The following is a 14,761-nucleotide window of genomic DNA, read 5'->3' on the forward strand; positions in this document are numbered from 1 at the left end:
TTGTGGAGGGAGAGATGGAAAGCGCATAGGGAGGATTGTTGGAGAAAGGAGGGGGCGTAGGGAAGTAGCTTGTTGTTTGTGTTGTAGAGGGAGAGATGGAAAGCGCATAAGGAGGATTGTTGGAGGAAGGAGGCCGCGTAGGGAAGTAGCTTGTTGTTTGTGTTGTAGAGCGAGAGAGGGAAGTGCATAAGGAGGATTGTTGGAGAAAGGAGGGGGCGTAGGGAAGTAGCTTGTTGTTTGTTGCTGTAGAGAGGGAGACGTACTTGTAAGCAACTGGCGGATAAGCGGCGGGCATCGAAACCTGCAAATCTGCAGGAATTTCTCTCGCATTCCTCCTGATTAGATAAAATGCCTGCGATTGTGCAGGCATTTTGGGCGAAATCCCTCTTTATGAGCGGACTGGCCTCAAAAAACTGCTTTATCGCAGGCTTATTGCGAATAACGCCATTTTTGTGCAAAATGCCTGCCTAATCGCAGGAAATGCAAAGCTGCTCTCTTCCTTACCGCAGCAGCTCTTTCTCAACTTGTTCGATAAAGTCGAACAAGTCGCGACAAACCCGATCCGGCGTCACGCCCGCAGACGCGAGCTGCGCTTCGACGTTGTCCGGCGTTGCGACGCCAGTCAGCACCAGCGCCGTGAGGCACCCCGCCACCGCGCCGCCGCGGATGTCGGTGTGCACATTGTCGCCGATCACCCAGACATCGGCGGCCGGCAGCCCAAGCCGCTCGATGGCGTACGCCATAATGATCGGCGAGGGCTTCCCGATCACCACCGGCTCCACGCCGGAGGCGGCGGTGATCGCCGCGGCCAGGGTGCCCGCCCCTGGCATCAAGCCCCCGTCCGACGGCAGCAGCCGGTCGGGATTGGTTAAGACATACGCCGCGCCCCCGGCGAGCTGGCGTACCGCCTCCGTCAGCTTCGCGTAGCTGAAGCTGCGGTCAATGCCTTGGACGACGTAGTCGCAGACCGTCGTCCCACCCACGGCGAAGCCGGCCTCCTCCAGCGCAAGCTGGAGGCCGGCTTCGCCGATCATATGCACGGAGCGGGCGCGGCCCTGCTCCGTCAAGTACTGCGCGGCGGCCTGGGCCGAGGTGTACACCGCCGCCGCGGGAACCGCGATGCCGAGCCCTTGCAGGTGCTCGGCCACCGCTTCCGGGGTGCGCGACGAATTGTTCGTCACCAGTAGATACGGGAGCTGCGCATCCTGCAGCCACTGGATAAATTCCGCCGCACCGGGGATGCGCTCGTGCCCCCGGTACAGCGTGCCGTCCAAATCAATGAGAAAGCCTTTCATTCGATTAACGCTCCTTCAGTTTTTAAGCAACGGCAGTTGAGGTGATCGGGAGGGAAATTTCCACCGTCGTACCTTCGCCCAGCTTGCTTTGAATGTCCATGAACCCGCCGTGGGCTTCGATGATGCGGTAGCATACCATGAGCCCGAGTCCTGTTCCTTTTTCTTTTGTACTATAGAACGGTTCCCCCAATTTCGGCAAGCGTTCCGAAGAAATCCCACAGCCCTGGTCGACAAAACGCACCTTCAACTGCTTATCCTGCGGGAGATGGCAGGCTTCTATACGAAGGGTGCCGCCATGGGCCATCGCCTCCAATGCATTTTTCATCACATTGATAAACACCTGTTTAATCTGGTGCTCGTCGCAAGAGACGGTGGGGAGCGTCGGATCCAGATCCGTTACGATTTCAATTTTGTTCATCAGCGCTTGGGGCTGCAGCAGCTCGACCGTACTTTGGACGATGCCGCCGACCGTTCGCTCGACGAAATGCGTGGCCTGCGGCTTGGAGACGAGCAGAAACTCATTCACGATGAACTCGATGCGGCCGAGCTCTTTATCCATAATCTCGATATAGGTTTTTTCCTTGTCCGAACGAGCCCCCAACAGCTTCAAGAAGCCTTTCAGCGCCGTAAGCGGATTGCGGATCTCGTGCGCGACGCCGGCCGCGAGCTGACCGACAGCCGACAGCTTGTCGGATTTGATCAGCAATTCCTGTGTTCGTTGGAACTCGGTGATGTCTTTGAAGGTAATGACGGTGCCGAGCAGCTTGCCGTTACCGGCGAGCATCGGACTCGACATATATTCCACGGGGAAGGAAGTTCCGTCTTTTTTCCAGAACAAATCTTCCTTAATGACGGAAGCTTCGCGGTGAAGCATCGTCGCGACCAGTTTGCCGGACTCTTCGGCACGGCTGCCCCCCGTTTCCTGCAAAGGGCGGATCAGGTTGTGGATGCGTTTGCCGAGCATTTCATCGACTTTCCAGCCGGTCATGGCCTCAGCCGCTTTATTCCAAAAAATGGTGCGCCCCGTGGTATCAATCCCGTAAATACCCTCCGAAACGGAGTTGAGAATCAGTTGATTTTGCTTATGTAATTTATCAATTTCCTTTTTCTGCTCGTTGAATTCCCGCAAGTCCTTGAGAATCGCATATACGCCTACGATGTCGCCGTTAACAATGGTTGGCACGAAGGTAACGTTGGTCGGGACGGGAAAGCCTTGATCATGCAGAAAAGCAGCTTCAAAGTGCTGGGACGTCCCCTTAGAAGCAACTTGAAAATGGTGCAGCGTTTTGAGCAGATCAGGCGAATGCACGAGGGAGAGGAGCGAGGTGCACGTCTCCGCCGGCTGCTGCCAGCCGAGGAGCTCTTCCGAGCCGTGGTTGGTCGCTAAAATTTCAGCGTCGAGACTGAGCGACAGAATGGCGTCGGGATGGTGGTCATGCAGTGATTTGAAGCGCTCGGTGGCTTCTGTGATGTTCTCTTCCCGGCGTTTCATCCAGCGAAGCCCGATATAGGAAGCAGTGCTTAACAGCGCAAACAAGAAAATGTTCATTGCGAGGCTTGCAAAGCTGTGATTTTGAAAGTAGTTCAACGGCTGCAGACAGAATAAGTCTACGCCGATGAGGGCGATAGCGCCTTGATGGCAGGTGAGAACAAGCTGATATAAGGTCAAATTCCGGACTCGATTTTTGATAAATTGAAACATTGACGATCAGCTCTCCTTAAAGGATAATAATTGTCGACGGAATAGCAGGATTAGACAGCAAATTATAAGAACTTGCATAATTCGCTCATTTTCGCCTGAGTTCGCGTTTTCTGCCGTTATCCGTTTATTTCCAGTATGAACGTTGGAATCGGGGCTGTATGTGAGTAGATGGAACTATTTTTGTGAAAAATACAGTATACTTGGCCTAGGATTTTAGGTATAATGTTGAAAAAGGTCGTATATCTGTTGTTAACTATTCACAAAGGAGATCGGAGCGGAGCTATGAAGGCTGAGTACATTAATCCTTTTTTGGAGTCGGCTAGAATTGTCATCGAGCAAGTTGCTAACATTCGCCCTACGACCGGTCAACTCGGCGTTAAAGACGTCAAATTTGTGGAGAAGTACATCTGGATTCAAATCGGTATGACCGGGCAGATGGAAGGCGATGTCGTATTTGGTCTGGCGGAAGATGTAGCGCTGAAAATGGTGTCTGCGATGATGGGCGGTTTTATCGTGACCGAAATGGATGAAATGGGCAAAAGCGCAATTTCAGAGCTCGGCAACATGATCAGCGGAAATGCGAGCACGATGTTATTCAACCAAGGCGTTCGCGTGGATATTACCCCTCCCAAGATTGTTCAGTCGGCAACGGCGGCTGGCTTCATTCCGAAGAAAGCACTGACGATTCCACTTATTATGGACGGTATTGGCGAATTGGACATTCAAGTATTGATTACGTAATATAGTAGCAAAGAATGGATTGCCTGCACGTTGAGGTGATCTTTTTTTTATCTATCATGCATAGGGAGTCGGTTCGGTGAAAGTTGAGAACACAGTTGTCCTGATTACAGGGGCCTCCAGCGGGATCGGTGCTGTGATGGCGTCCGCCTTTGCAGCTAAGGGTGCGCTTCCCATCCTGACAGCACGGCGAACGGATAAGTTGGCGGAGATTGCCGCCGGCATTCAGAGCAAGTGCGGCATCTATGAGATGGATGTGACGAATGCGGCACAGGTCCGAGACGTTGTCGGTCAGATTGTAGCCACCTACGGGCGCATCGATATTTTGGTCAATAACGCCGGTTATGGAATATTTGAGTCGTTTGTGGATGCGCCTTTGGCGCATTTTGAAGAGATGATGGACGTGAACTACATGGGGGTTGTGCGCTGTACGCAAGCCGTGCTGCCTCATATGCTGAAGGCGGGCTCAGGTCACATCGTGAACGTGGCGTCGATGGCGGGCAAAATGGGCACGGCCAAGTCCACGGGGTATTCGGCGACGAAGCATGCGGTGCTCGGCTTTACGAACAGTCTCCGACAGGAGCTTGTAGGGACGGGGGTTGGCTTGACCGCGATCAATCCGGGGCCGATTGAGACGCCGTTCTTCGATAAGGCGGATCCGAGCGGGGAGTACGTGAAGAATATTTCCTGGTTCATGCTGAAGCCTGACAAGGTTGTTCAAACGCTCATCCATGCGGTGGAGCATAACATTCCAGAGAAAGATTTGCCTTTTGTCGCTGGCCTCGGCACGAAATTGTTTCAGTTGTTTCCTTGCACGTTCAACCGATTTGCAGCGAAAATGTTAAACAAAAAATAGCGTTTATTTGAGAAAAAGCGGTTCCTTCCGTCCGGAAAGAGCCGCTTTTTTTACCTATCAGAACGTATATCCTCGAATCGGCATGACTTAGTCTTGCCCCTTTTTGGCGGCCTGGAGCGCTTGATTCAGCGTCTTGACCTCTTCGAAAATGCTGCGCATGCCGGCTTTGCCTTCCGGATGAGTCTGATTCCAATGGGAAGCGAGTGCCGGCAGCGCTTTGTGCACGTGATTATAGAACGCCCAAGCTTTGATTTTCTCCAGCATTTCCGGGGAGGTGTCGCCGGTGATCAGCTCCGCTGCTTTGTAAACCAAATCTTGAAAATCTTCTTCAAACTGTGGAGTCATGTCGTTCATCCCTTCGAGTGGGAAATGGTTGCCAATTGTTTTAGTGTAATCGATGTCGGTGAAGGTGTCAAAATGGGGCAGACCAAACAAGCGAGACAAAGAAGTAAATAAAGTTTCATTTTGAGGGAAAATTTCCCTGATTTTTTATTTACTTGGATTGTTAACTCTTCGGCTTTCGCCTAAAATAAGGGGGACAGCGAAGCCAGTTTGACCCGGCGGCGAGGGGGCGTTCAAAATCGGGATTTTGAAAGAGATTTTTTGCAGCGACTTTTATTCGCTTGAAAAAAGCATTCAAGAACGTATATATAAAGAGTTCTATGTCCTTGTATACCCGATGATTAATTTTATATTGCGTGATCACGGCGCTGCGGAAGATATTATCCAGGAGTCGTTTCTTCGTGCGGTTCAGAAAGCGCCGATGCTGGACGAAATTGAGAAGTACGAGAGCTGGCTGAAGCGGTTGGCGCGCAATGTTACGCTCAACCATTTGCGCAAGCACCAGCGCAACCGCAATGAGCTGGAGATGGAAAGCTCGCTGCATGTATTCGAAGCTGCGCCAGCCGGCGATTATTTGTCGTCCCTGGCTCATGCGGTGGAGATGAAGGCGATGCGCGAAGCGATCGTGACGTATATCAATGAGCTGAATCCAGCGTATCGGCAAATTATTGCAATGAAGTGGATTTTGAATTTATCGTACAAGGAAATGGCTAGCGAGCTTGGTGTGACAGAAGGCGTCGTTCGTCAGCGCCTGTTCCGGGCCCGCGATGCGATTAAGCAGAAGCTGCTGAAAGAGTGGGGCGCAGAGGCGGGTTGTCGGTAAAACGAGGCGCTCATTTGTTTGCGTGCCGACTCTGGCATATAATAAGGGCATCGTGGTTATATGAAAAGGGGTAGTGGCTCGTGAGATCAAGTTTTGAAGAGCTGCGTTTATCGCAGACCTATGTAGATAAATTATCGGCCGGCGGTATCAAGGAGGCAACACCGATTCAAGCCGAAGCGATTCCCGTTCTGCTGGAAGGCAAGGACGCGATGATCCAGTCCCAGACCGGTACGGGGAAGACTCTTGCGTATTTGCTTCCGGCTCTGGAGAAGATCGATGTTTCCGTTAAACAGTTGCAAGCTCTCGTTATTGTACCTACGAGAGAGTTGGGCATGCAGATTATGCAGGAGATCGAGAAGCTGACTGAGGGCAGTGAAATTCGCTCGCAATCGCTGATCGGGGGCGCTTCGGCTGCTCGGCAGATTGAGAAGCTGCGGCTCCACCCCCATATTGTAGTCGGTACGCCGGGCAGGCTGCTTGAGCTGATGAAGGTACGCAAACTGAGCCTCCATCACGTGAAGATCGGCATCGTCGATGAGGTCGATCAAGTGTTTGAGCTCGGGTCGATGCAGGATGTCGATGCGGTGCTGAAAGGCATGCTGCGAACGAGTCAAATGGTGTTCGTATCGGCGACCATCCCGCCCAGCACGGAGCAGGCGGCGGGGCGCTGGCTGAAGACGCCGGCGTTTATCAAGATCAACCCGGCTCAGCGAACGGCGGAAACGTTGGAGCATTACTACGTGGTATGTCAGGAACGGGAGAAAATCGATACGCTTCGCAGATTGGTTCGCCTGATCAAACCGGTATCGGCGATCGTATTCATCAATATGACGGATGATATTTCCGAAGTTGTCGCGAAGCTGAAGTACGTGGGTCTTTCCGTGGAAGCGTTGTATGGGGAAGCGGGCAAGCAGGATCGTGCGAAAATCATGGGGAATTTCCGCGAAGGGAAATTCCAGCTGCTGCTCGCGACGGATGTTGCGGCGCGCGGTCTGGACATTGAAGGCGTCACGCACGTCTTCCATCTCGATCCGGCGACGAACGCGGAGTATTATCTGCACCGCGTCGGTCGGACAGGCCGTATGGGCCGCCAAGGGACGACCCTCAGCATCGTGACCCCGAAGGAACTGTTCATTCTCGAGAAATTTGAGAAGCAGCTCGGGATCACGATCTCGCCGAAGGCGATGTACGAGGGCCGGCTCGTTGACCCGGCCGATAACCGCAGCGCGGCTGCCATGCGCAGCCGCCGCGAAGCGGCGCGCCCTGGCGGCGCGGAGAAGGCGCGCGAGGATCGCGCACACGTAAGCGCTGCCCCTGCGGGTGCAGCGCGGTCTGCCGCCCCGGCGGAGCCGCGGGGCGGGGAAAGCGCAGCGGCCGGAGCGGTGCGCCCGGCCGCGAAGCCGCCTGCTGCCGGCGGCAAAGCCGTCAGCAAGGCGCAGCGCGAGCGCGACCGCAAGAACAAGGGCGCGCCGCGGTGGCTCAAAGACAAACAGAAGCCCACGGAGTAGCTTCTGTCAACAATAAAACGGCGGTGGGCAAGGGCGTCCACCGCCGTTTTTCAATGCTGGAGCAGGAGGTTGCCCACATGCTCAAACGTTTAGGCATCAGCTTACTTGTGCTGATGGCAGGTCTTTTTCTCCTCGCCGTGCTGTTGATTCGATGGGTTAAGCCGGCCGAGACCTTGGACCTGGCCTATCAGGACATTTCCATCGTCAGCAAGCTGGAGGCGATGCTGGTTAATCGTAAACTTGAAGTCCGACTATCTGAGTCGGAAATTAATGATATAGTCAAAAAGCAATTATCCTCGCATCGCGAGCTTCCACACGACCTCGAGATTGACGGCGCCAAGCTGCATTTGGATGGAAGCCGATTGGATGCCGACGTTAATGTCACTTGGCAGGAGCGGGTTCCGGTCGGCGTTCACATGGTGTTCTCGCTGGCTTGGCAGCCGCCGAATCTGGTCATTACACCGCAGCAAGCGGATGTTCGCGGCAAACTGCTTCCGGCCTCCTGGATAACGCTTCCTCAGACGGTTATTCCGCTGGAAAGCTATTTGCCCAAGCTGATCGGCATTCGCGCCGTGACGTTTGAGAAGGACGCCGTCGTCGTGCAGTTTAAGGCTTTTCAATAGAGAAATTACGCAATGTTCCCCTCAGGTTCTCTCGCGCTGTCCATCCGCGATCTCCGGGAATACAGAATAATGGCAAACACCGCGCACATCCCCGCCGCAACAAACCAGATGGCCACGTCGAGGCTCAAGTGATCCATGCCCCAGCCGACGCCAAGCGGCAAAACCGATCCCCCGAAACCGCCAGCCGCGATCAGCGCGCTGGTTGTTTGTTCTGTTCGGCCCGGCAGCAGCTGATTCGCATAGATCAGCGCTACGGCGTACATGCCTGCCATGAACAAGCCGAGAATCAGCACCAAAGCGAACGAACTCCACAGCTCGCCGCTGAATATCCATAGCAACGCGGTGACAACCGCCCCCGCAAAGGAAACGATCAAATAGCGATAATACGTCATGCTCTCCGCCAATTTGCCGGCGAATAAGCGTCCACCCACCATCGCAATCCAGAAAACAGTCACCGCCAGCGTAGCAACGGAACTGGAAGCGCCAAGCCCGTCTTTGAAAATCGAGGGCAGGAAATTGACAATGGCGTTCTCCATACCGACATAGAGGAAGAATACGACCATGAACAACCCGAGAAACGCAAGCGATTTCCGGTTCAAAGCGGAAGAACCCTGCCCTGGCTGCGAGCGATCGGCTTTGTTGCCGAGCAAGGTGTCATGCTCGCCCAAAGAAAGTCTGGACCAGACGACCCCAGTTAGCAGCGCGCTGAGGGCCAGCAGCAGGAAAGCCATGCGCCAGACGCCGCCTGCGATGAGCAGGCTGGAAATCAGCGGCATGCAGAGCGCGCCGAGTCCGAAGGCGACCTCGAGCTTACTGAAAGCGATCGCTTGCTGCTCCTTCGCTGCGAGCAGCACAGAGGTGGAGATGCCGGACTCGACCAGGCCGAACGCCACGCCTGCGATGAATGTGAACAGGACCATGAGTGTCCAAGGCGGGAGGAGGGCAATCATCGTCATCGCTAGGAAGAGTAAGCTGAACGCCAACGTGATCATCGTCCTGCGGCTTAGAAAGCGAACGGACCAAGGCATGGCCAGGACGCCGAGGAGAAAGCCGCCGAATTCAAGGAAGACAAGCGTTCCGCCCGCGCTGTAGCTGCGTCCGTAGTGATGAAGAAGCTCGGGTAGCACGGCGCCCAGGATTACGTGTGTACAACCGGTCAGCAAATAGGAGAGGCAACCCATAAAGAGCAATCGTTTCATGACTGTGCGCTGCCTCTTTGCTCTTTCAGCTTATTTTCATTGTAAGTCATGACATAATGAATCACTTCCGAGACGGAGTCAACCTGGTGGCTGGCTTGTTTCTTCACATCGGGATGCGCCGAGCTCATCGCAAAGCTGTGCGGCGTAATGCCGAACATCGAGACATCGTTGAACGAATCCCCGACGCAGGCGATTTCCTCTGCCTGAATGCCGAGCTCCTTCGCGAGTACAAGCAAGGAGGTTCCTTTCGATACCGTTCGCGGCATGATGTCGAGGCAGTCCTTGTCGGCGATGTACACATCCACGAGATCGCCGAGCTCCTGCTGCAATTGCTCTTTGAGCACCAGCAGCGGCCCCAGCTCACCGAACAGGGAGAACTTGCAGATCGGAAAGCTTTCATGCAGCGCATTTGCCAACGATTCGGTTAATACGAATTGCTCAAACAACCTCGCCTGAATCGCATCGGAAGCGGGGCTGAGCTGGCTGATATGATTCGCTTCGCCGGAACAGAACAGCTTTACCGCTTCGACTTCTTGGATCATGTGGAAGACCCGCTGGGCCAGCGCTGTTTCAAAATATTTCGCCTGCAGCAGCGCGCCATCCGCCAAGTGGATAAAAGCGCCGTTCTGCGAGACGATATATGCTTCGTGATCGATTTCCTCCAACACCTGGCGCATTTCCGCGTGCATTCTTCCGGATGCCAGGCAGAGCTGTACGTCGGAATTTTTGACATTCAGCAGGGCGTCCATTTCCCGTTGTGCGACTTTTTTATCATGGTCCAGCAAAGTTCCGTCCAAATCACTTGCGATGAGTTTAATCATGGCGGTCTTCTCCTCCTGCTAAAACAAGTTTCACTTCATTTGCAATCAACAGCTCGCGCATGCTGCTGCTCACTTCCTGATCGGTAATCAGGATATCAATACGGTCAAAGCCAACGACGCGGTGAAAAAGTCTTTTCCCGAACTTCGTATGATCGGCAAGCACGATGACCTGATCCGCGTGCTCCATCATGGTGCGAACAATATAGCTGTCTTCCTCGTCGGGCGCCGAGAGGCCTTCCTCCGTAATGCCGCATGTCCCGATAAAAAGCTTATCGACATGATAGTCATGGATCATCTCGAGCGTTTTGGCACCCCAGACGCGGTGGTGCTTCTTATCGAGCACGCCGCCGAGCATGTGAATCGTAATTTCCTCGTTGCGCGTCAGCACGGCCGCCGTTTCAATCGAGTTCGTGACGACGACGTTATGCTTCGAACGTAGAGAGGCCGCCGCATGGAGAACGGTTGTCGAGGCATCCATCATGAGATAATTGCCATCCTGCACGAGACTGGCCGCCGTCTTCCCGATCGTCAGCTTCGAGGTGGACGCTTCTTGCATGCGCTGCTCGTAATTGCCGATATCTTTGGATAACGTAGGCAGAATCGCTCCGCCCCGGGTACGGACAATCGTCCCTTGCTCCTCCAGTTTCACCATGTCCCTCCGGGCGGTATCCCGGGAAACGTCGTACAGCTCGCAGATTTGATCGACCGTAATCCGCTTATTGGCGGTTAAGTATTGAAGAATGGCCTGCAAGCGTTCTTCTTGAAACACGTATGATCACACCCCTTTCACTTAAGTGTTTATAAGTAAATGCAATTATATTGCTTATTATAGACGACGCTGCCTTATCTTTCAATCCTTATTTTTGCATAAAAAAACCGTGCATCTCGCTCGTTTCGAAACGAGAGCACGGTGGAAGGCAGTGCTATTTGGTGGTCGGTTTACGCTTCTGTACGTAGCTTGGGTACGTGATTTCACCGGTGTCAAGCTTGCGGATTTCTTCTTCGTTCCAGCCGCTGATTTTGTTTTTGCCGGTCACTCCGGTCAACTTGATGTGATAACGCGAAGCTAAGTACTGATGCAGGGTCGTCATCTCATCCGGTGTTATTTCACGAAGTTTATGCTTGCCATGCAGCTGCCCCAAAATCACGCCGATCGATTCCGCGGCCATGCTCGTATTCGGCTGAATGCGCGTACTGCCGTAGGCGATGGCCGAGGATCCGACATTTTTGCCGGCCGCGATCACATTCTCATAGTTTTTCAGCAAAAAGCTGCGCAGCGGCATCCCATACTTGTCTGGGCGCCCCATTTCGATGCCCCATTTGTTAGCGCTTGTGCCTTGGAGGTCGAGCGGGTAGCCTCCGATGCTGACGTTGTCCCAGAACATCGCCCCGGAGAGCAGATCGGACGGCTTCAAGGTGTAGTCCATTTCATAGTGATTGTATTCCCGAATATACGGATACTTCGGTTCCTCGCCGAGCTCGGCTTTTTCCCAACCTGGCAGCGTTTTGCGGAAATGATTCAGGATCAACCCCGTCTCTTTGTTCCCTAGATCCACGGCTTCTTGCACAGATTCCGGCTTGGCAGGGTCTACGGTATAGACGAGCAGTGCGTTGATGAGCACTTCGCCGTCGCGTTGATTCACCGCGTTTAAGCCGCGCAGGAAGACGCGGTCATTGGACGGATGGTACGCCTTCGTCATGCCGCTGAGCCCGATCGCATACGACTCATTGACATAGCCGCCACCAAAGAGCTTGGATTTTTCCTCCGGCTTATAGGCATTGAATGTCGCATTGAACTTTTTCCAATCAACGTTCTTGAACTTCATCATCATGCCGGCGCTCATGTATTCAATGTCTTTTTGTCCATAAAATTTTTCAAGCCCAGGCAGACGCTTCGCATTCAATTGTGAGATCAGCGCGGCATAGTCACTGTTTTCGACCCAGTAAGTCGCGGAGATGCGTTTGGTCTCTTTTTTCTGCGTTTGATAGACGATGGAAGCGATCTTGTGCATGTGATCCGGCGTTTCTTGCTCTTCCACTTTATTAATCGTAATGCCCGATTCTATTGGAATGTCTTTGCCGAGCTTATTCATATAGGAAGTAAATTCTGAGAGTTTGCGGATTTTCCCGTTACGGAAGCCGTCGAACAGCTCTGTCGCTCGGCCTTGAACCAGTAGGTGCCCTTGGTCGTCGCGGGTCTCGTCGAGAAAAAGCATCTGGCCTTGCAGCACTTGTCCGCCGAATGCGAGGTGAGGATCGAGAATTTTGACGGTTAACCCTTCGTCTGCAGCGGCTCTGGCCAAGTAAAGTCCTTCCAGCTCGCTGCCAATGAGCACAACATCTACATTTTCGGAAGGGTAGGCGGGCGACTTTGTCTCGGTCGGTGTCGGCTGAGCAGTTGAGATCGCTTCTGTTGCTATCGGCACTTCTGGATGCGGAAGTATAGGGGCGGCGGCCTGGTTTGTCCCGCTTTTCCAATACAGCGTGCTGCAGGTAATAAGTGCAATAAGCAGGATCAGCGCTCCGATAATGATAATTTGTACCCGCCTGTTTTGTAAACGCATACAGCAGCCCCTTTTTCTATGAATTTATGCTCTCAGTTTAGCAGTTTCGACACGGTTTTAATAGAGTTCCCAACTTTATTTAAAAGATTTTGTAGGATCACCCCCATATACGGATGGGGGAGGTCGAATCCTTGTAGCATAACCAGGAACCCTTCGCGAAGGCTCCAATATTTTTTCCAACAATTATCCAATTTATAAGGAGCAGTGACAATGAAAAATAATAATCTAATGAAAAAATTTGTAGCCACAGGGCTTGTTTGTACAATGGTATTAGGCGGCGCTTCCGCTGCATTTGCGAAAGGCAATGATAAAAACGATGATCACGGCCGCAATTCCGGCAATAACATCAATCAGAAATATCAGCCGATTCCTACAATTAAGGGGAATAACAATACTGTCAACATTATTCAAATCAACTTCAACGATATGAAAAATGCGCAGTGGGCGATGAGATACATAGCAAGTCTGGCTTCCAAGCGCGTTTTTGAAGGCTATGAAGACGGTTCCTTCCAACCATCCAAATCCGTATCCCGTATCGAAGCGATTACAGCGGCCGTTCGTCTGATGGGTCTTCGCGATCAAGCGGAATCCACCGAGGAAATGGCTACCAAGTTGAACTTTAAAGATGCAGACAAAATCCCATCATGGGCTGTCGGCTACGTAGCGGTTGCACTTGAAAACGACCTCTTCTCCGAGAACGAAGATTCCGTTCAACCGAACCAGGAAGCGAACCGCCTCTGGGCAACCACGCTGCTTGTCAAAGCATTGAAACTGGAAGGCGAAGCGAAAGCGAAAATGAATTCCACGCTGCCGTTCAAAGATGCGAAGCAAATTCCGGCAGGTTCCGTAGGCTATGTCCAAGAAGCGCTGGATAAAAAGCTGATCGACGGCTTCGAGGACAACACATTCCGTCCGAACCAAAACGTCACACGTGCTGAACTAGCAGCACTCCTTGATCGCACAAGCAACCAACTGCCTGATCAGGATGTGAACACAGGTACTGTCGGCGCGGCGGTGTACAACAACGTACTGACGTTGACGCAAAACGGTACGAGCGTTTCGTACAACATGCACCCAGACGCTTTCATTCTGCGTAACGGTGTGAAAGTTGCCGCTTCTGCGCTTCTTGTTGGCGATACCGTCAAATTCCGTATGTACAACAACACGGTCGTTTACATTGAAGTGACAGGTCTTGGCTCTGCTACTCAACAGCCTTTTGATGTAACTGGAATTTTGAACAGCACAACTGTTGATTCTACTGGCAAAATCACTTCCATTACGATCACGAACACAACCACTGGTCAAACGGTACCTTATAACGTAGCTGCAACTGTTGCCTTGACAGGCAACCTCGGTTCCTTCACGCAAGGGCACGTGGTTCAGTTAAAAGGAACAGGCCAAATCGTTTCTTCGATCGATGTTAAATAAGGTAGTTAACGATTAGACGATTATAAATAGAAAAAGGTTAGATTTGCACGCAGGCCCTTGCACATGTAAGGGCCTGTTGTGCGTTGCCTTCGCATAGTTTGGAAAGCGGAGAGGGATGCTAGGGGTATCTTTTATTAGGGAGTGTTAGCGTATGGAAATGAATGATTCCTTATTATCCACGTTTAAAAAGTATTATGAAGATTACCGCGAAGGAGCGGGTGTCGATCAAAGCTTTACGGATGCGTATCAAGCGACGGCTTTCCATGTCATTCATCAAACGGAGCAGTATGCGCAGGAAGGGAAGCTGACCGAGATTCAGAACGTTATCCGTGAGTTCCATGAACTTGGTCTGCAAGTGGGGACAAGCAACGACGCGCTGAAAGAACAGTTTGAGTTGGATCTGATTGGGCGGATTTTGGATCACCCTGGGCATTCTTAATTTTGTATGGGCAAAAGGTTGCATTCTTTCGGCCGCCATGATATATTACGGTTCCGGCCAAAACGGGCTGAAAATATTAGCGAAAAACGTAAAATTAAAGCTTGCAATTGGTTAGGCGATTATGCTATATTGTAATTCCGGCCGCGAAGGCGGAGCGAAAACGAAAGACATTGATCTTTGAAAACTGAACAACGAGTGAGTAAGCAAGAACGAGCAATCGTTCAAAAATGAGATTAACAATCTCGCTAGCAAGTCAATGAGCTATTCAGCTTTAAATAAATGGGCGAGTAATCGTTCACTTTTATGGAGAGTTTGATCCTGGCTCAGGACGAACGCTGGCGGCGTGCCTAATACATGCAAGTCGAGCGGAGCACTTCGGTGCATAGCGGCGGACGGGTGAGTAACACGTAGGCAACCTGCCTT

Annotated in this window: 14 protein-coding genes and 1 rRNA gene; 8 read left to right on the forward strand and 7 right to left on the reverse strand. The window is 52.4% G+C overall.

All coding sequences use genetic code 11. The annotated features are described in order from the left end of the window. Positions 1-500: 500 nt before the first annotated feature. Positions 501-1,295, reverse strand: coding sequence for a TIGR01457 family HAD-type hydrolase (locus tag EJQ19_RS29665; RefSeq protein WP_126144851.1), 795 nt, complete (start codon positions 1,293-1,295; stop codon positions 501-503). Positions 1,296-1,317: 22 nt separating this feature from the next. Then, positions 1,318-2,997, reverse strand: a complete 1,680-nt coding sequence (locus EJQ19_RS29670) for a PAS domain-containing sensor histidine kinase (protein ID WP_126144852.1) — start codon at positions 2,995-2,997, stop codon at positions 1,318-1,320. A gap of 282 nt (positions 2,998-3,279) precedes the next feature. Between EJQ19_RS29670 and EJQ19_RS29675 the strand changes: the two genes are divergently transcribed. After that, positions 3,280-3,738 carry a chemotaxis protein CheX gene (locus EJQ19_RS29675; protein WP_126144853.1) on the forward strand — a complete coding sequence of 153 codons (459 nt, stop codon included), beginning with the start codon at positions 3,280-3,282 and terminating at the stop codon, positions 3,736-3,738. Positions 3,739-3,814: 76 nt separating this feature from the next. Beyond that, positions 3,815-4,591 (forward strand): SDR family NAD(P)-dependent oxidoreductase, encoded by a 777-nt coding sequence (locus EJQ19_RS29680; protein WP_126144854.1) that lies wholly within the window; start codon positions 3,815-3,817, stop codon positions 4,589-4,591. Between the two features lie 87 nt (positions 4,592-4,678). Here the strand turns inward: EJQ19_RS29680 and EJQ19_RS29685 are convergent, their stop codons facing one another. Continuing rightward, the gene (locus tag EJQ19_RS29685) at positions 4,679-4,936 is read right to left on the reverse strand and encodes a DUF2573 family protein (protein ID WP_126144855.1); all 258 of its coding nucleotides are present in this window, start codon (positions 4,934-4,936) and stop codon (positions 4,679-4,681) included. 244 nt (positions 4,937-5,180) lie between these two features. On the opposite strand from EJQ19_RS29685, the gene EJQ19_RS29690 reads away from it, so the two are divergent. The 3 genes from EJQ19_RS29690 (at position 5,181) to EJQ19_RS29700 (ending at position 7,887) form a co-directional block, all read left to right on the forward strand. Continuing rightward, positions 5,181-5,756 (forward strand): RNA polymerase sigma factor, encoded by a 576-nt coding sequence (locus EJQ19_RS29690; RefSeq protein ID WP_241243146.1) that lies wholly within the window; start codon positions 5,181-5,183, stop codon positions 5,754-5,756. 80 nt (positions 5,757-5,836) lie between these two features. Continuing rightward, positions 5,837-7,264 carry a DEAD/DEAH box helicase gene (locus EJQ19_RS29695; RefSeq protein WP_126144856.1) on the forward strand — a complete coding sequence of 476 codons (1,428 nt, stop codon included), beginning with the start codon at positions 5,837-5,839 and terminating at the stop codon, positions 7,262-7,264. A 77-nt stretch (positions 7,265-7,341) separates the two neighbouring features. After that, positions 7,342-7,887: a hypothetical protein gene (locus EJQ19_RS29700; protein ID WP_126144857.1), complete on the forward strand. Its 546-nt coding sequence runs from the start codon at positions 7,342-7,344 to the stop codon at positions 7,885-7,887. Positions 7,888-7,892: 5 nt separating this feature from the next. Here EJQ19_RS29700 and EJQ19_RS29705 read toward each other — a convergent pair whose 3' ends face one another. The 4 genes from EJQ19_RS29705 to EJQ19_RS29720 form a co-directional block, all read right to left on the reverse strand. Next, the gene (locus tag EJQ19_RS29705; protein WP_126144858.1) at positions 7,893-9,086 is read right to left on the reverse strand and encodes an MFS transporter; all 1,194 of its coding nucleotides are present in this window, start codon (positions 9,084-9,086) and stop codon (positions 7,893-7,895) included. Beyond that, positions 9,083-9,907: a Cof-type HAD-IIB family hydrolase gene (locus tag EJQ19_RS29710; protein WP_126144859.1), complete on the reverse strand. Its 825-nt coding sequence runs from the start codon at positions 9,905-9,907 to the stop codon at positions 9,083-9,085. The genes EJQ19_RS29705 and EJQ19_RS29710 overlap by 4 nt, the downstream gene beginning before the upstream one ends. After that, a complete protein-coding gene (locus EJQ19_RS29715) occupies positions 9,900-10,676 on the reverse strand; it encodes a DeoR/GlpR family DNA-binding transcription regulator (RefSeq protein ID WP_126144860.1) in 777 nt (258 codons plus the stop codon). The genes EJQ19_RS29710 and EJQ19_RS29715 overlap by 8 nt, the downstream gene beginning before the upstream one ends. Positions 10,677-10,830: 154 nt before the next feature. Next, positions 10,831-12,471, reverse strand: a complete 1,641-nt coding sequence (locus EJQ19_RS29720) for an FAD-dependent oxidoreductase (RefSeq protein WP_126144861.1) — start codon at positions 12,469-12,471, stop codon at positions 10,831-10,833. A 210-nt stretch (positions 12,472-12,681) separates the two neighbouring features. Between EJQ19_RS29720 and EJQ19_RS29725 the strand changes: the two genes are divergently transcribed. From EJQ19_RS29725 to EJQ19_RS29735, 3 genes are all read left to right on the forward strand, one after another. After that, positions 12,682-13,899, forward strand: a complete 1,218-nt coding sequence (locus tag EJQ19_RS29725; protein WP_126144862.1) for an S-layer homology domain-containing protein — start codon at positions 12,682-12,684, stop codon at positions 13,897-13,899. A 151-nt stretch (positions 13,900-14,050) separates the two neighbouring features. After that, on the forward strand, positions 14,051-14,338 hold the full coding sequence (locus EJQ19_RS29730) for a hypothetical protein (protein WP_126144863.1): 288 nt from the start codon (positions 14,051-14,053) through the stop codon (positions 14,336-14,338). 300 nt (positions 14,339-14,638) lie between these two features. Further along, a 16S ribosomal RNA gene (locus tag EJQ19_RS29735) occupies positions 14,639-14,761 on the forward strand; the annotation flags it as partial.

The organism is Paenibacillus whitsoniae, from assembly GCF_003955665.1.
GTDB classification, from domain to species: domain Bacteria; phylum Bacillota; class Bacilli; order Paenibacillales; family NBRC-103111; genus Paenibacillus_E; species Paenibacillus_E whitsoniae.